We start from the raw sequence: 21622 nt of genomic DNA, 5'->3' as shown, positions 1-21622 counted from the left end.
GTATGAGTAATTCCATCAGCGTGATTTTGCCGGTTTACAACGCCGAGAAATATTTAGAGGAGTCTTTAGAGAGCATTTGGGCGCAGACCCTGCCGCCGCAGGAGGTTATTGCCATCAATGATGGGTCAACGGATAACTCGCTGGAAATCCTGAATAAATTCAGTCATAAGCTCCGGATTGTTTCGCGGGAAAACCGGGGCATCTGCGCCTCCCTTAACCAGGCAATTCAACTGGCCAAGGGCGAGTTAATTACTTTTCTGGATGCCGATGATATGTGGGTAGACGACAAGCTAGAACAGCAGGTTCGCTTGCTCACGCAGCGGCCTGACTTAGAGGCCTGTTTCGGCATGATGCAACAGTTTATCAGCCCTGAGTTGCCAGAAGAGGTACAACAAACCATTTACTGTCCTAACGAAGTCCAGAAAGGAATCGTGAAATTGACACTCATGGTGTGGCGAAAGTCGTTTGATCGGATCGGCTGGTTTGATGAGACGCTAAAAAGGGGTGATTTTATTGATTGGTTTTCCCGGGCGGAAGAAGCGGGCTTAACTTATACCGTGCTGCCTGAGCTTTTTGCTCATCGCCGGTTGCACCGCAATAGCTTATCTAGTCAGCAACAGCACCAAAAAGACTTGCTAAAGGTGGCTAAAGCAGCTTTAGATCGCCGCCGGGCTGCCTGCTAAGCCAGTCGAATTTCTCTATCACTCAATACCAGAATCGTACTCTTCATGTCCACAATCTTTACCAAGTCAGTGATCAAGCCCGAACAGATGCTTCTGTTAAAGGCAGCCTTATTTTCTGGCCCCGAAGCTTTGGAGAACTGGCAGCTTTGGAAAGAAGCCCGGAACCTGAGCCATTTCAACAAGACTAGCGAAACACTACTGCCCAGTATTTTCGATACGCTGGATTATGAGTCCCAGCGGCTTATGCCCCTGGTCTACCGAAATTTGGAGAAAACCAACGATCCGCTTATTCCTGGTCTGCGGGGAATATACCGACATACATGGATACGAAATCAACGTTTTATGCTGAAAGCCCAGCAAGTAATCAAGACGTTGCAGACGGCAGGGATCGACACGATTGCTTTGAAGGGAATTGCCCTATCGCTCAGGTATTATGGAGATATGGGCGTACGGCTTATGAATGATCTGGACGTACTGGTTCCGCCAGACAAGGCTGAGAAAGCCATTCAGTTATTGCAGGAACAGCCGCTTGGCTTTCAGCGCAGTAAATTTGATTATCGTTACCGGCGTATTCTTCACGCAATGCATATGTGGGATGAGGAGCAAACGGACATGGACCTGCATTGGAATCTGATGGTGCAACATGCGTATGCGGACGCAGACGGGCCTTTCTGGGCGGCGCGGCAGCCTGTAACTTTAGCGGATGGCAGTGTGACGAGTGTATTGTCGCCTACGCATCAGCTGTTCCACAATATCGTTCATGGTTTTGGCTGGGCTGGAAAGCCGGCCATACGCTGGGTTGCAGATAGTTATGCCATTTACGCCAAGGCTAAAGCCGCCATCGACTGGCACGAGTTACTGAGTCTGGCTGAACGCTATCGCTTTATCATACCCATTCAGCAAGGGTTGGGTATTTTAGAAAAAGACTTTCATTTGGTGCTTCCGGCTGAGGTTCGTCAGCGCCTGAACCAGATGCAGCTGGATACTTTGGAAAAGGACTATTTTACGCTGCTGCAAAAAAAGCCAACCAACATCATTGGTAAACTTGTTCGACAGGTCCAATTGCCCCGCATGGAATACCGGTCTTTTCAGCTGGAACGGTCGGGTATTCCGAAGAACCGCTGGATGTTGATCCGGCTGGAACGCTTTACGCTTACCATGAGCCGGTGGGCTTTTGAAGTGGCGCAGGCAAAATTAAAAGAATCAGGCCTTGTGACAAGTCGTCGGTAAGTGAGCCTTGGGGTAGCTAATTCGTAAATTCATGAGTGCACAAATATTGCTTGTGTCCACGTTGACATTCGTTATTCATTTGATTTCAACGTTGTCAATAGGGACTCGGGTAGTTGGGATACGGACCTCTCGCTGGGCCGTATCCTTTTCTTTGTTCAATACCTTGGCCTTAGTGACACGGCTAGCTAACACAATTCAGGCCCCTTTACTGGCCAAAACGGTTGAAATGAAGATCAAGGTGGGCCATTTTGAGGATACCGCTGCTGACTTCCGCTGGATCATTGCTTTTACAACGCTAGCAACGTTAGCTGGAATGCTGCTTTTTCCATCTTTTCAGCGTCTGCTGGCCAGAGCTGTGGAAGGATACTACACCTACCGATCCATTCCAAAACTGATACTACGCAGTATGTCACCCGCTATTTTGCGGAAGATACCAGCCCATATGAAATGGCCAGACCGGGCTAACTGGCAGCACATCACTAGAAAGCGGAATATCTCCCTACAGCTCTTTGTATTGAATGCACTGGCTAACGCTGTTCTAACAGTTAGTGTATTATCTACGCTCTATGCTGGATACATTAATCCAGAATTGCGGTCAACGTCCGCTTCCTTATCGGGTATGATTAACGGCGGGGCGGCTATAATTCTGGTTACTTTTGTCGATCCCAGCAATGCCCTGCTCAGTGACGAGGTTGTCGCAGGTCGTTACAGTGAAGGATATTTTCGGCGATATGTCATTTGGATGCTCCTTTCCCGTTTAAGTGGCACCATCATCGCTCAGTTGCTGCTGGTTCCTTTTGCTTACCTGATTGTTTGGGTAGCCGAAAATCTGCGGGTATAATAAGGAAAACCTTTTTTGCTTAGTTGGCTGTTCGATGCTACCTAAGTTATCTCATCCAATACGTGAAATAAACAGAAAAGCCTGCTACTTTGAGTAACAGGCTTGATCTGTAATGAGGATTCTAATGTGCTTTGGTGGAGATGCAGGGAGTCGAACCCTGGTCCAGACAAGGAAACCGTCGCGCTTTCTACATGTTTAGACACTGATTGGATTGTCGGGAATCAGGCTGGCCAGTGTCAAACCTACCATCATCCGTAGACGCTGTTTCTCGTTCCGTTATAGCGTCGTCGACGGAACCAGTGCGGCAAGTCGATGCCTCAGAGTCCGGTCCAGCCACACGAAGGCCCGGGGAGACACACGCTAGTTAATACTCCGATTAAGCAGCGAGGGCGTAGTTAGTTTCGCCAGTTATTGTTTGAAGGTTTGTTATACAGGAAATTCCCTCAACTCCCGACATGCTTACACGCAGCCTCATCAAGCTGTCAATTCCGGTCATCCCCAGATTTGATTGTGTACTTTATTAACGCAAAGATAACACAATTAGTTCTGAATTTAATACGAACCCGTGATTCGACTGACCGCTTCCCAAATTCGTTCCTTAGGCATACAAAGCGAAACCCGGATGTAACGCGAACCCTTGGGACCAAATATAAAGCCGGGCGCAATGAATATGTGCTTGGTATACAACAGGTAATCGACCAACTCTGCCGCCGATTCGGTTTCATCCGGCAATTTAGCCCACAAAAACATACCTTCCTGATCGTTCGTATACGTGCAGTTTAGGGCCGTTAGGAAAGCCTTGGCTGCTTCGAGTCGATCCTGGTAGACGGCGTTTCGTTGGCTGTGCCACTCGTCAGAGTTACCGAGCGCTGCCACCGCAGCATCCATCAATGGCTTAAACATACCCGAATCAACGTTGCTTTTAATGGTCAGAACCGCGTCAATGTAAGGCTTCGCCGCCGCCATCCACCCGAGCCTCCACCCAGCCATGTTGTGCGATTTACTCATCGAATTCATCTCAATAGCCACGTCTTTGGCCCCTTCGACCGACAACAAGCTAATCGGTGGTCGGCGATTTAGAATCAGACTGTAAGGATTATCGTGGCAAAGTAAAATGCGATGCGCTTTGGCAAACTTCACCGCCTGTTCAAACAATTCCCGCGTGGCAGGAGCCCCCGTAGGCATGTGTGGATAATTAAGCCAGAGTATTTTTGTTTTGTCAGACACCAGGCTGTTCATGGCTTCCCAATCGGGTTGCCAGCCTTGTTCTTCCAAAAGCGGATACTCTTTCACAACGGCACCGACCATCTGACTAACAGCGCGGTAGGCCGGATAACCCAGTTCAGGGACCAGTACTTCGTCGCCTGCATTCAGGAAAGCCAGTGAAATGTGCGTGATTCCTTCTTTTGATCCAATAAGGGGTAGAATTTCCGTTTCCGCCTCCAGCGAAACGCCGTAGGTTCGGTTGTAAAAAGTGGCAATCGCTTCCCGCAAGGCCGGCGTGCCCTTATACGACTGATAGCCGTGCGAACTGGGGAGCTGAACCGAGTGGGTTAAGGCCTGGATGGTAGGGTCAGACGGCATCATGTCTGGGTTACCAATGCCGATATTGATGACATCATGACCCGCCGCCGTCAGTTTTCGGACCTCGGCCAGCTTGATAGAGAAGTAATATTCTTGGGTCTGTTGGGCGCGCTGCGCAAGAGGAATAATCACTGCTGTTAAACGAATTACGCGAATGAAAAGAAATACTCAACGAAATGGCAAAAGTACAAATTTCTGTATGTAACCCTACATTTGGTGTCCTATTGCTAATTAAGCACGGGAATCGAGCAGGTATTTCAGCAGCGGAGCCAGGTGCAACGACTGAATCATTTCGCCTTTTTCGATGATCTCTAAGGTCTGTTCCCGCGAAACCAGATGAACCGTGATTTCTTCCGTCACCTCCAATTGTTGCGGTTGCCGCAATTCGACGCCCGTAGCCAGAAAAGAGAATGTTCGGTTGGTGTGCGTGCCGGGGTTAGCCGACGAAACCATCAGTTCTGTCCAGGTGCCGCCACCGAAGCCGGTTTCCTCCAGCAATTCGCGTTTAGCCGCTTCCAGCGCACTTTCGCCCTCGTCGATGACACCGGCGCAAAGCTCGTAATGAACCGCTCCGAGCGCGTGACGATACTGCCGAATCAATACCAGCTGGTGGTCGGTGGTGACGGCCACGACGTTTAGCCAGTCGGGGTATTCCAGCACAAAATACTGCGGTATATAACCGCCGTTGGCCATGCGGACGGCTTCCTTCCGAACCGTAAACCAAGGCAATTCGTGGATGTATTCGGAGGATTCTACCTGCCAGGGCTGAGGGTCGTTTTGCATAGTCTTTTTGGCAAAGGTAAAGCAGTTGGGCCTGTTAATCAGATAATAGTCAATTACTTCTAAATGCTGCTGTTTTTGTATAAATTGATCTATGTTTAATTATAATCCTGTTCGCATATGGAAACATTTTACCAGAAGGTTATTCTGATTACAGGTGCAGCATCGGGAATCGGGCGTGAGCTGGCCTTTCAACTGGCTGGACACGGCGCGACGGTCATTGCGACTGATGTGAATGAAGCAGGTGTGGAGGCGGTGGCTGATGAAGTCCGGCGTCGTGGCGGTAAGGCAGATTATTACCGGTTGAACGTGACGGATTATCACGCAGTACGAATGCTGATCAAGCTCATCAAAAGCGAATATGAGCACCTGGATTATGTATTTTGCAACGCGCACGTCGAACTTGACGGGGAAGTTCGTAACATACCGGTCGAAAATTGGGAACGCCTGTTAAATGTCAACCTGAACGGCGCGATCTATACAGCCACCGAAGCGTATAAAATAATGATGAATCAGGGTTCTGGCCACATTATAACTACTGCTGCTCCGGCGTCTGATGGCTCTGAGCCAGTGGCGTATCAGCTTACGCGCGAGGCGCTGATTTCGTTTAGCCGTGCTTTACAGGATAAAGCCAAAGAAACGGGGGTTCGCGTGTCGGCTTTTTGTCCCAGCTACGAAACGAACCCCGCTTTTGAGCCTTTTTTATCCGTTGAAGTACCGAAAGAAGAGCTGTTTGGCCTCGATCAGTACCAGAAGATTCCGGTGGAAACAGTGGTTGATCAACTGCTCAAAAGCGTAGCGGCCAACCGGGAGTTGATAACGATGCCATTGTATACGAAGCTTATAGCCTGGATGACCCGATTCTCATCGCCATTGATGCGGACAATCGCTATGCCTGATTCCCCGGGATATAAGTCGGTGCGAAAGGTAACAATACAGCCCGATCGGTCCATTTAATAAACCAGAAATAAGAAGGTCACCCTACTAAGGTACTTTAGTAGGGTGACCTTTTTTGCTTAATTTGATCAAATACTAGTAGAAATATAGGGTCAAAAAGCAGAACTATTTATATTAACCCGCTCAATCGATTCGTTCTAGTGACGAGTCAATTCGTTGCACAAGAATCATTAGATCTTAATGAATAACAATACGGCGCTTTATTTTCTAGGCTATTGGGTTATCTGTCTGCTTATTACGTCCTGCAATCGTCCACCGGCGCTCTACCAGCGAATGCCCGTCGAAACGTTTCGGTCAACGCCTGCGCCCGAAGCCAAAAAACTAGTTGTAAGCCCAAAATCCATTGATACAACGCAACTGACTGCCATTCTGCGTGAAGCTCCGCTTGACGAAAATGCACCAACCGAGGAAATATACGCCACGGCAACGTCGGCGCTTCCCGTCGAGACGCGCAATCCGATCCGGCAGCACCTGCGCCACGTGAACAGCCTGTTCGTGAATGAAACTGCCTCCAGCCAACCGGCGCAAATGCAGCCACGGCCCAAGCCTAAACAAAAGAAAACCCTGCGCGAAGTGCTGGGCTTGAAACCCCGTAAAAAGCTCAATTGGTGGCAGCGGATTCACTGGAGCCTGAAAGCTTCCGTCGTTGTGATTTTAGTAGCGGTGTTATTTGCCGTTCTTAATGTCACCATTCTGGCCATTATATTCGGTTTGCTGGGTGCTTTCCTCTTGATTCGGGGGCTGAAAAAGGAATTTAAAGTACGCCGCCCCTGGTTTTAGAAATCCAAAAATTCTGTACAGCCCCGCTTGAAATGTGTACCGTTAGCGGGTAGAACCTAGCTTACCTTTGTCGTGTTACTAAAATAGCCAAAAAGCTATGGAAACACAGACAAAAGAACCGGGGGCTCAAACGGCTTCTGGTCAGAAACATACAAAAAAAACACTGCCCGTTCTGGGGATGAGTTGCGCGGCCTGTGCGACCAGTGTTGAATCGATGCTCCGGGAAACGCCGGGGGTCAACGAAGCGGCGGTCAACTTTGCGGGGCAAACCGTTCTGGTCGATTTTGACCCATCGGTGACTAACCCGCAGGCCATGCAGGGTGTATTGCAGGAGATGGGCTATGATCTGGTCGTTGCCGACGATGAGGCTGAAAGTCGCCAGCAAGCCGAAATTGCCCAGCAGGCGCACGTCCGGAATTTAAAACTACGCACCATTTGGGCTACGGCCTTATCGCTGCCCGTGGTTGTGATCGGCATGTTCTTCATGGACATTCCCTATGCAAACTGGATTATGCTGGCTTTGTCGGCACCCGTTCTGGCAATCGTAGGGCGACCCTTTTTCATGAATGCCTGGAAACAGGCACGGCATGGCAAAGCGAACATGGACACGCTCGTGGCTCTTTCGACGGGAATTGCCTTTCTTTTTAGTCTATTCAACACCTTCTATCCTGATTTTTGGCACCGCCGGGGGCTGCATCCGCACGTTTACTACGAAGCGGCAACGGTAATCATTGCTTTTATCACCCTGGGAAAATACCTGGAAGAGAATGCTAAATCGAACACGTCCACGGCGTTGAAGAAGCTAATGGGCTTACAGCCCAAAACCGTTCGTGTAATCACCGCTGGTCAAGAGCAGGAAACGCCCATCGCTCAGGTTGTACCCGGAATGGTAGTATTGGTTCGTCCTGGTGAGCAAATTGCGGTTGATGGCCACGTCTCGGAAGGCAGTTCGTATGTGGATGAAAGCCTGATTTCGGGCGAACCAGTGCCGGTAGAAAAGAAGGCGAGCGACCGGGTTTTTGCCGGAACAATCAACCAAAAAGGGAGCTTTCAATTCGTTGCTGACCAGGTGGGGTCGCAAACCCTGCTGGCACAAATCATCCGACGCGTGCAGGAAGCGCAGGGCAGTAAGGCTCCGGTGCAGAAGCTGGTGGACAAAATTGCTGGTATTTTCGTGCCGGTTGTGGTTGGGATTGCCTTGCTAAGTCTAGTGGCTTGGCTCGTAGTAGGCGGCGAAAGTGCTTTTACGCATGGTTTGTTGGCCCTGGTAACCGTACTGGTTATTGCTTGTCCCTGTGCTCTTGGACTGGCTACACCAACGGCCATCATGGTCGGAATTGGGAAAGGCGCTGAGGCTAATCTGCTGATTAAGGACGCGGAAAGCCTGGAATTGGGTTATAAAGTCAATGCGGTGATTCTGGATAAAACCGGGACCATTACAGAAGGGAAACCCGCCTTAACCGATCAGGTTTGGCTGGACCAAGCCAGCGAAACGGCTCGGAATAAGCAAATCTTACGCACCCTCGAAGGCCGTTCTGAGCATCCGCTTGCCGAAGCCGTCGTGAACGGAATTCCTGCGGGAGAAAGGGTTACCCTGACGGCTTTTGCCAGCTTGACTGGACGCGGAGTGACCGGAGATGCAGAAGGAATGACTTACTTTGTGGGGAACGAAGCCCTGATTCGAGAGCAGCAGATAAGCTTATCCGCTGAGTTAGCGGAAGTGGCCGGGCGCTGGCGTAACGAAGCGAAAACGGTTGTGTTTTTTGCCAACCAGCAATCGGTACTGGCCGTGCTGGCCATCGCGGACCAAGTCAAAGCGAGTTCGAAACAAGCCATTGCCGCCTTGCAAAAGCAGGGAATTGAGGTTTGGATGCTGACGGGTGACAATAACGAGACCGCCACCGCCGTAGCGCGCCAGGTGGGAATTCAGCACGTTAAAGCGGGGGTATTGCCAGATGAAAAAGCGCAGGTTGTAAAACGCCTACAAGCCGAAGGGAAAGTCGTTGCGATGGTGGGCGATGGAATTAACGATTCGCAGGCGCTGGCGCAGGCCAACGTCAGCATTGCCATGGGAAAAGGCTCCGACATTGCCATTGATGTGGCACACATGACCCTGATTACCTCCGATCTGAACGGCGTGCCGAAGGCGCTCAAACTTTCCCGCAAGACAGTGAAAACGATTCGGCAGAACCTTTTCTGGGCCTTTATTTATAACCTGATCGGGATTCCAGTTGCGGCGGGCGTTCTTTACCCAGCTTTTGGATTCCTGTTAAATCCGATGCTGGCCGGAGCCGCTATGGCGCTTAGTTCGGTGTCAGTAGTAACAAATAGTTTACGATTAAAAGCAGCAAAACTGTAAATCAAACAATCACTATGGAAACATTGAAGTTTAAAACAACCATCAAATGTGGTGCCTGCGTCGCTACAGTAACGCCCCATCTGGACAAAGTAACGGGAATTGACCACTGGGATGTGGATTTGAAGAATCCTGACCGGATTTTGACCGTCGAAACCGACGGAGCGACGAAGGAAGACGTCGTGAAAGCAATAACTGAAGCCGGTTACAAAGCAGAGCAAGTTTAACTAACAAGCAATACGGGCCTAGAGGGAAGAGAATGACTAATGACTCAACCACTTCTAAGCCCGTATTGCTTTTTTATTGGATAAACCGAAACGTGAAGGGATATTTATAATATTCGCCGTTGTTGGCTTTCACGGAAGCGATAATAAATAGAACCAGGCTGACCAAACCTAAAATCACCAGCAGTCCGAAACCGACCAGAATAAAGACCAGTACGAATGAAATAGCGTACAGAATCGCCATTGTGATCTGAAAGTTCAGCGATTCTTTACCGTGAAAATCAACAAAGGCCGATTTGTCTTTCTGAATTTGCCAGACAACCAGAGGACCAATGATATTGCCAAAAGGAATGGCGAACCCAGCCAAAGCACTGAGGTGCGCAAACATGGCCCACATGCGTTCGTCGGATTGGCTGAGGCTCGAATAAGGAGGCGTATGGGGAGGGTTATTATACGGTTGATTTTCCATGATGGGAGGGTTAGTTTGTGCGGAGTAAGTTACGTAATTCATTTATTTTTAAACGAATAAATCCCGCCAAGATCGATGAAATCTTGGCGGGATTTATTAAACGTAAGCGAATCTACCTTGGCTGAAAAGCCGGATTTTAAGGCTTTTGCTCGGTACGAAGGCTCATCTTCCGGCGATGGCCGGGTTTAGAATATCGAGTACAATACGCCACTCGCCACTGGACTCGTTTTTCCAGATGCGAAGGTAACTGCCGGAGGTGTATGCGTCTTTTTCCGACTTATACGTACCATAGACAAATCCCATATCCCCGGAAGAAGAAATCTGAGCGCCTTGAGCGTCAAAACGAAGGGCCGTTTCACCGGCCATCTGTTTTTGAATGGTTTCAGGAGCGACCAGCGGTAGTTGGTTTTGCCGATAAAAACGGGCTCCGCGACTGATAAAAAAGCGGTGAGAAGTGGGTACACCGATGCGGGGTAACTGCCGGTTAAAGGCCTTGTCTACGTTCAGTAAATCGTTGCTTTTAAAATTAGTGCTCTTACTCGTTACTTTGGTCAGGTTGACATCCGCCGGAATGCTCATCGGTGTTGCGTGCGTAATCCCCGCGTCAATCAAAAATTTCACCGTCTGATCATCCTGCTTTTGCCAGACGGTCACGTATTGTCCATAGCCAATGCGTTTCCCGCCCGATTCTGTATAAGTAGGCCCCGTTGTATACCCAAAATCACCCGATTTCGCCACGTCGGCGAAGGCCGGCCCCCAGACAAGCTTGCTGGCCGAATCAGGTTGAGCCTGCCAGTGTAATCGGGCCAGTTTTGATTTTCCATTATCAAAAACGATGGCAGAGTCGGCCATATTGGCCAGAAAGGCCGCTTTCGTCGTGGTATCGAGCGCCATACGGGCAAACTTCCGTTCAATCGCCACCGGGTCAAAAGGAGCGGAAGTGGTTTGCGCCAGAGAAAAAGTTGCGTTTAGTAGCAGGAGCGAGCCTGTGAGTGTAAGGAGTTTCATACAGATTCACGGTTGGTTATAATGTCAAAGCTTAGATCATTTTAAGGGCTTAAAGATTAATCAGTCGGCTACAATTTACCGCTTTATCGGATTAAGAAACGTCTATTATGCGGTCAATTTGTGCTGAAATTAAAGTAAACAGTACCACTTATAAAAGCCTTTTACCTCCTCATTATGCCGATTGGCCAGTAAGAAATTTTGCCCTATCTTGCCCGCATCATCATCAACTACTTACTTTCTGAAAAATGAGGCTTTTTTATGGCTTGCTCTTTGTCTTATATTCCGTCCCTGTTTTCAGTCAATCGTTTACTAAAGAGGAAATTACGCGCTGGAAGAAGCAGGCTAGCGGTATAAAAATCATTCGTGATACCTGGAGTGTGCCGCATATCTACGGGAAAACGGACGCCGATGTGGTCTTTGGCGTCTTGTTTACGCAGTGCGAAGATGATTTTGCCCGCGTCGAGGAAAATTACATCACGTCCATTGGCCGTCTGGCCGAGGTTGAAGGAGAGGGCGCACTATACCACGACCTGCGAGCCCGCCTGTTTATGGACACGACGGAAGCTATTGCCCTGTACCAGAAAAGTCCGGCCTGGATGAAAAAGCTGCTGGATGCCTTTGCTGACGGGACCAATTACTACCTGTACAAGCACCCTCAGGTAAAGACTAAATTGTTGAAACGCTTTCAGCCCTGGATGCCGCTTATGTTCAGCGAAGGCAGTATTGGCGGGAATATCAGCGTCGTGCCGATTGATCGAATCAAGGCGTTTTACGGCGAAAACAGATCAACATCCTGGATCGACGATTTTGACAAAAAAGACCGGGAGCCAGTGGGTTCCAATGGCTTTGCGATAGCGCCGTCCAAAAGTGCCAGCAAAAACGCCTTGCTGCTCATCAATCCGCATACGTCCTTTTATTTTCGGTCGGAAGTCCACATGGTCAGTAAGAAAGGATTGAATGCGTATGGAGCGGTTACGTGGGGTCAATTCTTTATCTATCAGGGCTTTAACGAAAATTGCGGCTGGATGCATACGTCGAGCAGTGCCGACTCAATGGACGAATACCTGGAAACAGTGGAGCAAAAGAACGGAGCATTTTACTACAAATACGGAACGGAATCGCGGCCTGTGCAGACGCAGAAGCTATCGTTGCCCTACAAAGATAAGAATGGGGTGAAGTACAAAGAATTTACCGTTTTTCGAACGCATCACGGTCCGGTTGTTGGCCTGAAAGACGGCAAATGGATCACGGTTCGCATGATGAATGACGGCCTGAATGCGCTGGCTCAGTCTTATTTGCGGACCAAGGCCAACGGCTACGCTGCGTATAAAAAAGTGATGAAGCTCAACGGCAATGCCTCAAATAACACCGTTTTTACCGACCGAAAAGGGAACATTGCCTACTGGCACGGCAACTTCATGCCTAAGCGGGATACCACTTTCGACTGGAGCCAACCGGTAGACGGTAGCAATCCGGCCACCGACTGGAAAGGCCTACATTCCATTGATGCCATTGTTCAGGTACATAACCCAGCCAGCGGCTGGATTCAGAATTGCAATTCAACGCCGTTTACCGTCTCGGGAAGCAGCAGTCCAGCGAAAAATCAATACCCAAGCTACATGGCTCCCGACGCGGAAAATTACCGGGGAATCAACGCCGTTCGGGTGTTAAGTAACAAATCGGTTTTTACACTTGATACGCTGATTGCCGCCGCCAATGATCCATATTTGGCGGGTTTTGAAGATCTGGTGCCTGCTTTAGTCAAGGCTTACGCAACCGTAGCCGCCCAGAATGAGCAACTTAAATCCCTGTCCGAAGCAATCGGTATCTTGAAAGCTTGGGATTTAAATTATGGAACAACGTCGGTAGCGATGACCTTAGCTATTGTCTGGGGCGAAAAAATGCAGCGGTTGGCGCGGCCTCGTATACCGGCTGGGCAACGCATCACGAACCTAAGTTTCACGGATTTTATTATTGAAAAAACGTCACCGCAGGAAAAAATCGCCGTGCTGACCGAAACCCTGGACGAACTGACGCGCGACTTTGGAAGCTGGAACGTAGCCTGGGGCGACGTAAACCGTTACCAGCGGCTGACCGGAAAAATAACTGAAACATTCGACGATTCGAAGCCAAGTATTCCGGTTGCTTTTACGTCTTCGGTCTGGGGTTCGTTGGCGGCTTACGGAGCGCGGCCTTACCCGGGGACGAAAAAACGCTACGGCAATGTCGGCAACAGCTTTGTGGCCGTGGTGGAGTTTGGCGATAGAGTCAAAGCGCGATCCGTTGTGACGGGTGGACAAAGCAGTGATCCAGCCTCGCCGCATTTCACCGATCAGGCGGCTTTGTTTTGCGAGGGGAAGTTTAAAGACGTGCGGTTTTATCCGGAAGAGGTAGCGCAGCATGCCGCCAGAACCTACCATCCGGGCGATAAATAAACAAAAGCGGAGCCGTTTTCAATGGCTCCGCTTTCTGCTCCTATGGGCTAAAGCACCTTAGCCGCAGCCGGTTCTGTTTGCAGCCGGTGCTGGTATAAAAACTCAATCAGGTCGGCAACAAGCCCGGTCCAACCGGTTTGGTGACTAGCACCGAGGCCGCTTCCGTTGTCGCCGTGGAAGTATTCGTAGAACAAATAAAGGTCCTTAAAATGAGGATCATCCTGGAATTTCCGGTAAGCCCCGTGAGCCGGAACATCTCCTGCGTCGTTGCGCCGGAAGATATTAACCAGTCGTTCCGCCAGCAGAACCGTGGCTTCCTTGATGCTCATGATCTGGCCGGAATTCGTTGGGTATTCAATCTCGAAATCGTCGCCGTAGTAGTTGTAAAACTTCAGCAGCGAATCGACAATCATGAAGTTCAGCGGGAACCAGATCGGCCCGCGCCAGTTGGAATTACCACCAAACAAGCTTGTTTCCGACTCGGCGGCTACGTACTTGACGCTGAAAACTTCGCCGTTGACGTTAAACTCATACGGATTTTTTTCGTGGTATTTGGACAACGCCCGAATGCCGTAATCCGACAAAAATTCCGCTTCATCAAACATGCGTTTCAAGAGCATTTTCATCCGATGACCCCGTAGCAAAGACAGCAGGTGCGTGGCCCCTTTACCCGGTTCGTGCCAGCGCGAAACAAGCGAAGCCAGGTCGGGGCGATTGGACAAAACCCATTCGACACGGCGTTTGAAATCGGGTAATTTAGAGAGCAATTTTTCGTCCAGAATTTCGACCGCGAACAGCGGAATCAAGCCCACCATCGAGCGAATTTTCAGGAGCGTATTACGGCCGTCGGGCATGTGTAGGGCATCGTAATAAAACTGGTCTTCTTCGTCCCAAAGGCTGATGTTTTGTCCACCCAGGTTTTTCATGGCACCCGCAATGTGCAGGAAGTGTTCAAAAAATTTCGAGGCCATGTCCTGATACGTCGGACGTTCAATGGAGATTTCGCAGGCAATGCGGAGCATGTTCAGCGTATACATGGCCATCCAGCCCGTACCGTCCGACTGTTCAATGTGGCCACCCATCGGCAGGGGCGCGCTACGGTCGAAGACTCCGATATTATCCAGACCAAGGAAGCCGCCGCCAAAAACGTTATTTCCGTTAATATCTTTCTGATTGACCCACCACGTAAAATTGAGCAGCAGCTTCTGGAAAACTCGTTCCAAAAAGGCCGTATCGCCTTTGCCGTTCATGTCGCGGTCAATTTCGTATACTTTCCAGGTGGCCCAGGCATGAACCGGGGGATTTACGTCGCTGAAATTCCACTCGTAGGCCGGAATCTGTCCGTTCGGGTGCATGTAATATTCGCGAAGGATAACGGCCAGTTGTCGCTTGGCGAAATTAGGGTCCATGCGGGCGAGTGTGAGCGTATGGAAAGCCAGGTCCCAGGCGGCAAACCAGGGGTATTCCCATTTATCCGGCATCGATAAAATATTGGCCGTATACATGTGCCGCCAGGTCGAGTTGCGCTGAAAAGCCCGCCCGTGGAACGGAGTCGGCATCTTCGGATCGCCTTTGATCCACTCGTTGACGTTGTAGTAATAAAACTGCTTATTCCACATCATTCCCGCGTAGGCCTGCCGTTGAATGGCGCGTAGCTCGGCGTCGGGTACGTTGCGTTGCAGGTCGTCGAAAAACTCATCAGCTTCGTTTTTGCGCTGGTCGAATAGCTGATCAAAATCGGCAAATGGCTGGTTCAACTGGGTCAGGTTACTAAACCGCAGCCGGATGGTCAAGGCTTCGCCGGGCTGCACCGTGCGGGTATACCGGGCCGCAGCTTTGGTGCCGATCTGGTTGGGATTCACCTGCTTCCGGTCGTCATCAACAATAAAATTATTGATGCCGTCTTTGCAGTACATCGACTTGTTCGGCGTACCGTAAAGCCGTTGGGCATTGGTTTCATTTTCGCAGAATAGCAGCTCATCGGCGCTATCGCAGTAGAGTTTGAACTTGCCAAGCAGCTTATGGTCCAGCGCGATTTGCGTGTTGGCAATTCCATTCAGCATGGGCTTGTAGGTATATTGCTCGTAGCCCCACGACCAGGTATTGCGGAACCAGATTGTTGGCAAAACGGTCAATGGCGCTGGCTGATCGTGCCGATTGTGGATGGTTAGCTTGATCAGAAGATCATTTTCGTCGGGCTTGGCATATTCGATAAAAATATCGAAATATTGGTTATCGTCGAAAATTCCGGTATCAACTAATTCGTATTCAGGTTGTTGGCGATTGCGCTGGCGTCCCTGCTCGACGAGTTCACTATAAGGGAAAGGAACTTGAGGGTATTTGTAGAGCATTTTCATGTACGAATGCGTCGGCGTACTATCCAGGTAGTAATACGCTTCCTTCACATCCTCGCCATGATTGCCTTCGGGGCCGGTCAAGCCAAAAAGCCGCTCTTTAATAATGCCATCATTATGATTCCAGAAGGCCATTCCCAGACAGATATGGCCCTTGTTGTCCGAAATACCGCCAATGCCATCTTCCCCCCAGCGGTAGGCGCGGGAGCGGGCCATGTCGTGCGTGATATAGCTCCAGGCGTTGCCGTGTACACTGTAATCTTCGCGAACCGTGCCCCAGGAGCGTTCCGACAAATAAGGCCCCCATTTCTTCCAGCCTTTGTTGTCTTTTCGGGCATAAAGTCGCTCCCGTTCGGCGTTGCGTCCCATAGATAATGAGTAGTCCATGCGTTTACGTACAAGTTCTCGTGAATGCACAAAAGTATGTCATCGATTAGTGACAACAAGTGCAAGTAAGACTGTCTTTTACAAGATACTACAATCATTATATAATTTAATCATTAATTAATGGTTTTCGAGCCTATCGCCGCCCAGGCGGTTGCCCAAATCAGGCAAATCGACGTTAACTCAGAGTAGGTTTCAGACTGTACAGAAGTGCTTAACGAATAGGCTTCTTCGGTAAGAATTATCTATTTTTCGTATAGACTCATCGTGCTTCCTACATATTTCGCCGGTATTGGCCGCCTACTTCATACAGTGCCCGCGACAACTGACCCAGCGAGCAAACTTTGGTAGCTTCCATTAGGGCCTCGAAGGTATTTCCATTCTGTAAGACAATGGCTTGAAGGTTCTTTAGGGTAATATTGGCCTCTTCCTGATGCGCTAATTGAAATGCTTTGCGCGACTCAACGGCGTAGTTTTTCTCGCTGGCGGTAGAGCGGATCACTTCTTCTGGAATGACAGTCGGTGAGCCTTTAGGGTCCAGAAAAGTATTGACGCCAATGATGGGTAAAGTGCCGTTGTGTTTTTGCGTTTCGTAAACCATCGATTCGTCCTGAATCTTGCTGCGCTGGTACATTCGTTCCATCGCGCCCAACACGCCGCCGCGCTCGTTCAAGCTGCGAAACTCGGTCAGGACGGCTTGCTCTACCAAATCCGTCAATTCCTCGATAACGAACGAACCTTGTAATGGATTTTCGGCCTTGGCGAGGCCAAATTCCCGATTAATGATCAACTGAATCGCCATGGCCCGGCGCACCGATTCTTCGGTTGGGGTTGTGATGGCTTCGTCATAAGCGTTGGTATGCAGGGAGTTGCAGTTGTCGAGGATGGCAATTAACGCCTGAAGCGTGGTTCGAATATCGTTGAAGGCAATCTCCTGGGCGTGCAAACTGCGCCCCGAAGTCTGAATGTGGTATTTTAGCTTCTGCGAGCGGTCGTTGGCTTTGTATTTATACTTCATCGCTTTCGCCCAGATGCGCCGCGCGACCCGCCCCAGCACCGAATATTCGGGGTCCATGCCATTGGAAAAGAAAAACGACAGGTTCGGTGCAAAATCGTCGATGCGCATGCCGCGCGACAGGTAGTATTCCACAAAGGTAAATCCATTCGACAGCGTCAGGGCCAATTGCGTAATCGGGTTGGCTCCGGCTTCGGCAATGTGGTAGCCAGAAATGGATACAGAGTAAAAATTACGTACCTGGCTATCAATAAAATACTGTTGGATGTCGCCCATCATGCGCAGGGCAAACTCGGTGGAGAAAATGCAGGTATTTTGCGCCTGATCTTCTTTTAAAATATCCGCCTGAACCGTGCCGCGTACCTGCCGGAGCGTATCCGCCTTGATCTGCTCATAGATATTCCTGGGTAGAACTTTATCGCCCGTAGTGCCGAGAAGCAGCAAACCAAGTCCATCGTTGCCATCGGGAAGCATACCCTGATAGGTCGGGCCGCCTTCCTTTTTCAGGGTTTCCGCAGTTCCCTGTTTCCGCAAATAAAGCTCGCATTGCTGATCAATAGCCGCGTTCAGAAAAAAGCCCAGCAACATGGGAGCGGGGCCGTTGATGGTCATGGATACTGACGTGGCCGGGTGGCAGAGGTTAAAGCCGCTGTAGAGCTTTTTGGCGTCATCGAGGGTACAGATGCTTACGCCGGAATTGCCGACTTTGCCGTAAATATCGGGCCGGTAATCGGGGTCTTCGCCATAGAGCGTCACCGAGTCGAAGGCGGTGGAAAGGCGCTTGGCCGGTAACCCTTTTGAGACGTAATGGAAGCGGCGGTTAGTACGCTCGGGTCCGCCTTCACCGGCAAACATCCGGGTAGGGTCTTCGCCTTCGCGCTTGAGTGGAAAGACGCCGGCAGCGTAAGGAAATTCGCCCGGCAGGTTTTCTGTCAACAACCAGCGCAGTAAATCACCCCAGTCTTCGTATCTGGGCAGACTAATTCTGGGAATCCGCGTACCCGAGAGCGAGATAGAGGAAAGGGGCTGGCTAATTATTTTATCCCGAACCCGGTATTCAAACGTATCGCCCGCAAATCGGGCTTTGGTGTCGGGCCAACTTTTTAGCAACTGCCGACAATCGTGGTGCAGACGGCTTTCAAAATCAGCTTGGCATTTCTTTAATTCTTCAGTAAGTGCAGGAGAGGCGGTTTGCTCCAGTAAAGAAATAGTACCCTGGAGTTGATAAAGCTGCCGGGCAATCGCCACTTGTTCGTCAACAAAGGCAGCATATTGATCGCTATTCTCGGCAATTTCCGCCAGGTAGCGAACCCGATCCGGTGGTATGATGGTCGTTGCGGTCTGGGTTGTTTCTAGATTTGTACTGGGTTCATTATTAGTTTTGTTCAAAAAAGAAAGGCCTGTTTTTTGTTCCAGGATATCCATTAGCTGCGTAAACAACGCATTCATCCCGGGATCGTTGAACTGCGAGGCCATGGTGCCAAAAACCGGCAAGGCATCGTCGGAAGTCTCCCAAAGCGTATGATTACGGCGGTATTGCTTCCGAACATCGCGGAGGGCGTCGAGGGAGCCGCGCTTGTCAAACTTGTTGATGGCGATAACATCCGCGAAATCGAGCATATCAATTTTCTCCAATTGCGTGGCGGCTCCGTATTCCGCCGTCATCACATAAAGACTAACATCCGAATGCTCCGTAATTTCCGTATCCGACTGGCCGATGCCCGATGTTTCAATGATAACTAGGTCAAATTGGGCCGCCTGACAGACCGCGATGGCATCCTGAATGTGCTTGCTTAGAGCCAGATTGGATTGCCGGGTGGCCAGCGAACGCATGTATACCCTTCCCAAACTAATGTCTGGATGGATGGCATTCATGCGAATTCGGTCGCCCAGCAAGGCACCGCCCGTTTTGCGTTTGGATGGGTCAACCGAGATGATCGCGATGGTTTTATCGGTGGTATGAAATAAAAATCGACGTACCAATTCGTCAACCAGTGATGATTTCCCTGCGCCCCCCGGTCCGGTAATACCCAGAATCGGGGCCGGATGGTGTAACGCCGCCAACTCGTTTTTAGGGTACTGCCCCGGGTCATTTTCGGCCACCGAAATCAAGCGGCCAATAAGTTGGCTATCTTTCGACTGAGGAAGCTGGTTGAGTTGGCCGTTTAGCTGGCCTAATTGGGTCGGGAAGTCGCAGCGCTGTAGCAAATCATCAATCATGCCCTGCAAACCCATTGCCCGACCATCATCCGGCGAGTAAATCCGCGCCACCCCGTAGGCGTCTAGCTCCGCTATTTCGGCGGGGTGGATGGTGCCGCCGCCGCCGCCAAACACCTTAATGTGAGAAGCGTCGCGCTCGCGCAGCAGATCGATGATGTATTTGAAATATTCCAGATGCCCGCCCTGGTACGAGGTAATGGCAATGCCCTGCACGTCTTCCTGAATCGCACAATCGACGATTTCCGCTACGGATCGATTGTGGCCAAGATGAATCACTTCAGCGCCCGAAGCCTGCATGATTCGGCGCATGATGTTGATCGCGGCGTCGTGACCATCGAACAGGGAGGCAGCTGTGACTAGGCGAATGCGGTTTATGGGTTGGTAGGAGGGAGCGGAAATAGTCACTGAATTTTGCAATTAACGGTGATTTAATTGGAGTAAAGATAAGAATCATCCCGTTCATTGCCTATCAACTAAAGGAGGCAAAACAAAAACGCCCGGCTACGTAGCAGCCGGGCGTCCAATAACATGAATACCGTTCTAAGTGAAAGCTATTTACAAAAATGTAAAGCGTTTATTCATTCGACTTGATCTTGTCAATCAGCATTTGATTAAACGTGCGCTCCGTTTTGTGCAACTCCTGAAGCTGCTGGGCGCTGATCACTTTCAAAAATTTGGCGTTGTATTCCTTTTCCAGATCAACCAATTTTTGCTTTAATTCAACTGACTCTTCAATGCTCTCCATAGCATTTTTGCCAGGCTGGCGAAGCCGACGGGTTACGTCTTTGCGTCGGTCACTGTATTCGTTATAAACGGCCCAGAATTGAGGTGCTTGCTCGGTTGTCAAACTCAACCGATTGGTGATCAGTCCAATCTTGGCGCTTTCAATTTTCTGACGATCCTGATTCTGAGCAACGGCGGGTATTGTTAGCAATAAGCCAACGCACCAAATCGCTACGTGCAGTACCTTTTTCATACTTTATTATTTATTAAACCAATTCGTTTTCGTTATTAAATTGTTTCATTCAGAATGGGCTCGCTCTCCAGTAATTGCTGGATTGATTTGGGCGATACATCCAGGAACTGAAGCAGCGTCGAATCGCCGGGAGCTGCTTTTGTACTAGCCTGAACATCAGTCAAATCAAATTCAGAAATATCCTGCTCACTCAGGTAGTCGGCAATAGCTTTGTTACTAACTTCACTCAGCATATCCGGCCCCAGGGCCTCCTGTTTCTGCGGATACGTAATCCACACCAGAGCCGCCACCAATCCCGCCCCGGCCAGAGCGGTTGCAGAACGTTGCCAGGACCAGCTAATCACTGAACGCTCCTGGGGGCGTTGTGTCGCCTTCGCCTGAATCTGGGAAGGCAGTTTATCGAAATAGTCTTCGGGCACCGTATAAGGCAACTGCCTCAAGGGATGCTCGCGCTCTAACTCTTCAATCCGTATTGATTTCCGTGGTTCCATGATCTATTGTTGCAACGGTTTGACAAGCAGGCAGGTTCCGGGTTTAATCCTTTGTCAGATATTCTTCAATTTTTTTAACTGCCAAATGATAGGACGCCTTCAGGGCGCCCACAGACGTACCGGTAATTTCGGAAATTTCTTCATACTTCATATCATCGAAATATTTCATGTTGAAAACAAGTCGTTGTTTTTCCGGTAACTTCAAAAGAGCCTTCTGTAACTTTAACTGGACTTCATCTCCACCAACGACGCCCGGGTCGGTTTCCAGCTTTTCCATCAGTTCGCCTTCGACGTCACCGATGGGCAGGAAGAAGCGGCGGCGCTTCTTATTCAGGAAGTTAAGGCATTCATTGGTCGCAATTCGGTAAATCCACGTATAGAGCTGAGAATCTCCCCGAAAGTTTTCGAGGCTATTCCAGACTTTAATAAATGTCTCCTGCGTCAGATCATTAGCATCGTCGTGATCGATTACCATTTTTCGGATATGCCAGTATATTTTCTGTTGGTACTTTCGAACCAGTAGGTTAAAGGCATAATTCCGACTTGATGGATCACGGTATTTTTGCAGGAGTTCCTCGTCAGTCATGTTTTGGTAAGGACGATTAGAGCAAGTAACGTGCAAAAATCGCTTTTTTCTAGCTAAGTACTGAGAAACGATGTAATAATTACGTCAATTGACCGCAAATTGTTCATTTATTTTCATTTTCAGCGCAATTGGTGGCACCTGCAATTTCGGTTGCCAGGGTAGACCACTCACAGCGGTCAGGCCTGATTGGCGCCATGAATTAGCTCAGTTGATTTTAGGCAGCCATAGCCCACCTGGAAACGTTTGGTG

Annotated in this window: 17 protein-coding genes and 1 other RNA gene; 8 read left to right on the top strand and 10 right to left on the bottom strand. The window is 49.7% G+C overall.

Annotated elements, in window-relative coordinates; all coding sequences use genetic code 11:
- Positions 1 to 2: 2 nt before the first annotated feature.
- From L0Y31_RS19415 to L0Y31_RS19405, 3 genes are read left to right on the top strand one after another with little or no spacing between them, the layout of a single operon-like run.
- Positions 3 to 683: a glycosyltransferase family A protein gene (locus L0Y31_RS19415; RefSeq protein ID WP_234734743.1), complete on the top strand. Its 681-nt coding sequence runs from the start codon at positions 3 to 5 to the stop codon at positions 681 to 683.
- Positions 684 to 728: 45 nt separating this feature from the next.
- A complete protein-coding gene (locus tag L0Y31_RS19410) occupies positions 729 to 1913 on the top strand; it encodes a nucleotidyltransferase domain-containing protein (RefSeq protein ID WP_234734742.1) in 1185 nt (394 codons plus the stop codon).
- Positions 1914 to 1944: 31 nt separating this feature from the next.
- A complete protein-coding gene (locus L0Y31_RS19405; RefSeq protein ID WP_234734741.1) occupies positions 1945 to 2754 on the top strand; it encodes a lipid II flippase Amj family protein in 810 nt (269 codons plus the stop codon).
- Between the two features lie 132 nt (positions 2755 to 2886).
- On the opposite strand, the gene ssrA is transcribed toward L0Y31_RS19405, so the two are convergent.
- The 3 genes from ssrA to L0Y31_RS19390 form a co-directional block, all read right to left on the bottom strand.
- Positions 2887 to 3254, bottom strand: a transfer-messenger RNA (tmRNA) gene (ssrA, locus tag L0Y31_RS19400).
- 52 nt (positions 3255 to 3306) lie between these two features.
- Positions 3307 to 4470, bottom strand: a complete 1164-nt coding sequence (locus L0Y31_RS19395) for a pyridoxal phosphate-dependent aminotransferase (protein ID WP_234734740.1) — start codon at positions 4468 to 4470, stop codon at positions 3307 to 3309.
- A gap of 99 nt (positions 4471 to 4569) precedes the next feature.
- A complete protein-coding gene (locus L0Y31_RS19390) occupies positions 4570 to 5121 on the bottom strand; it encodes an NUDIX hydrolase (RefSeq protein WP_234734739.1) in 552 nt (183 codons plus the stop codon).
- 117 nt (positions 5122 to 5238) lie between these two features.
- Here L0Y31_RS19390 and L0Y31_RS19385 point away from each other — a divergent pair, with 117 nt between their 5' ends.
- The 4 genes from L0Y31_RS19385 to L0Y31_RS19370 all read left to right on the top strand — a co-directional run bounded on the left by L0Y31_RS19385 (position 5239) and on the right by L0Y31_RS19370 (position 9438).
- On the top strand, positions 5239 to 6075 hold the full coding sequence (locus tag L0Y31_RS19385; RefSeq protein WP_234734738.1) for an SDR family NAD(P)-dependent oxidoreductase: 837 nt from the start codon (positions 5239 to 5241) through the stop codon (positions 6073 to 6075).
- Between the two features lie 180 nt (positions 6076 to 6255).
- Positions 6256 to 6855, top strand: a complete 600-nt coding sequence (locus tag L0Y31_RS19380) for a hypothetical protein (protein ID WP_234734737.1) — start codon at positions 6256 to 6258, stop codon at positions 6853 to 6855.
- 97 nt (positions 6856 to 6952) lie between these two features.
- Entirely contained in the window at positions 6953 to 9214 is a 2262-nt protein-coding gene (locus L0Y31_RS19375) for a heavy metal translocating P-type ATPase (protein WP_234734736.1), read from the top strand.
- 14 nt (positions 9215 to 9228) lie between these two features.
- Complete coding sequence (locus tag L0Y31_RS19370) at positions 9229 to 9438, top strand: heavy-metal-associated domain-containing protein (protein ID WP_234734735.1); 210 nt, start codon at positions 9229 to 9231, stop codon at positions 9436 to 9438.
- A 73-nt stretch (positions 9439 to 9511) separates the two neighbouring features.
- On the opposite strand, the gene L0Y31_RS19365 is transcribed toward L0Y31_RS19370, so the two are convergent.
- Both L0Y31_RS19365 and L0Y31_RS19360 read right to left on the bottom strand, forming a co-directional pair.
- Positions 9512 to 9904, bottom strand: coding sequence for a DUF4870 domain-containing protein (locus tag L0Y31_RS19365; protein ID WP_234734734.1), 393 nt, complete (start codon positions 9902 to 9904; stop codon positions 9512 to 9514).
- A 162-nt stretch (positions 9905 to 10066) separates the two neighbouring features.
- Positions 10067 to 10912: a Cif family virulence factor gene (locus L0Y31_RS19360; protein WP_234734733.1), complete on the bottom strand. Its 846-nt coding sequence runs from the start codon at positions 10910 to 10912 to the stop codon at positions 10067 to 10069.
- A 245-nt stretch (positions 10913 to 11157) separates the two neighbouring features.
- On the opposite strand from L0Y31_RS19360, the gene L0Y31_RS19355 reads away from it, so the two are divergent.
- Positions 11158 to 13347, top strand: coding sequence for a penicillin acylase family protein (locus L0Y31_RS19355; protein ID WP_234734732.1), 2190 nt, complete (start codon positions 11158 to 11160; stop codon positions 13345 to 13347).
- Positions 13348 to 13394: 47 nt separating this feature from the next.
- Here L0Y31_RS19355 and L0Y31_RS19350 read toward each other — a convergent pair whose 3' ends face one another.
- The 5 genes from L0Y31_RS19350 to L0Y31_RS19330 form a co-directional block, all read right to left on the bottom strand.
- Positions 13395 to 16070 carry an MGH1-like glycoside hydrolase domain-containing protein gene (locus L0Y31_RS19350; protein ID WP_234737209.1) on the bottom strand — a complete coding sequence of 892 codons (2676 nt, stop codon included), beginning with the start codon at positions 16068 to 16070 and terminating at the stop codon, positions 13395 to 13397.
- A gap of 289 nt (positions 16071 to 16359) precedes the next feature.
- The gene (locus L0Y31_RS19345) at positions 16360 to 19725 is read right to left on the bottom strand and encodes a methylmalonyl-CoA mutase family protein (RefSeq protein WP_234734731.1); all 3366 of its coding nucleotides are present in this window, start codon (positions 19723 to 19725) and stop codon (positions 16360 to 16362) included.
- A 169-nt stretch (positions 19726 to 19894) separates the two neighbouring features.
- Positions 19895 to 20296: a hypothetical protein gene (locus L0Y31_RS19340; RefSeq protein WP_234734730.1), complete on the bottom strand. Its 402-nt coding sequence runs from the start codon at positions 20294 to 20296 to the stop codon at positions 19895 to 19897.
- A 35-nt stretch (positions 20297 to 20331) separates the two neighbouring features.
- Entirely contained in the window at positions 20332 to 20787 is a 456-nt protein-coding gene (locus L0Y31_RS19335) for a hypothetical protein (RefSeq protein ID WP_234734729.1), read from the bottom strand.
- 43 nt (positions 20788 to 20830) lie between these two features.
- Positions 20831 to 21373 carry an RNA polymerase sigma factor gene (locus L0Y31_RS19330; protein ID WP_234734728.1) on the bottom strand — a complete coding sequence of 181 codons (543 nt, stop codon included), beginning with the start codon at positions 21371 to 21373 and terminating at the stop codon, positions 20831 to 20833.
- Positions 21374 to 21622: the final 249 nt, after the last annotated feature.

Origin of the sequence: Tellurirhabdus bombi, assembly GCF_021484805.1 — a bacterium.
Taxonomy (GTDB): Bacteria; Bacteroidota; Bacteroidia; order Cytophagales; family Spirosomataceae; genus Tellurirhabdus; species Tellurirhabdus bombi.
Note: the sequence above shows the minus strand (reverse complement) of the source record. Positions and strands in the feature narration are given on the sequence as shown.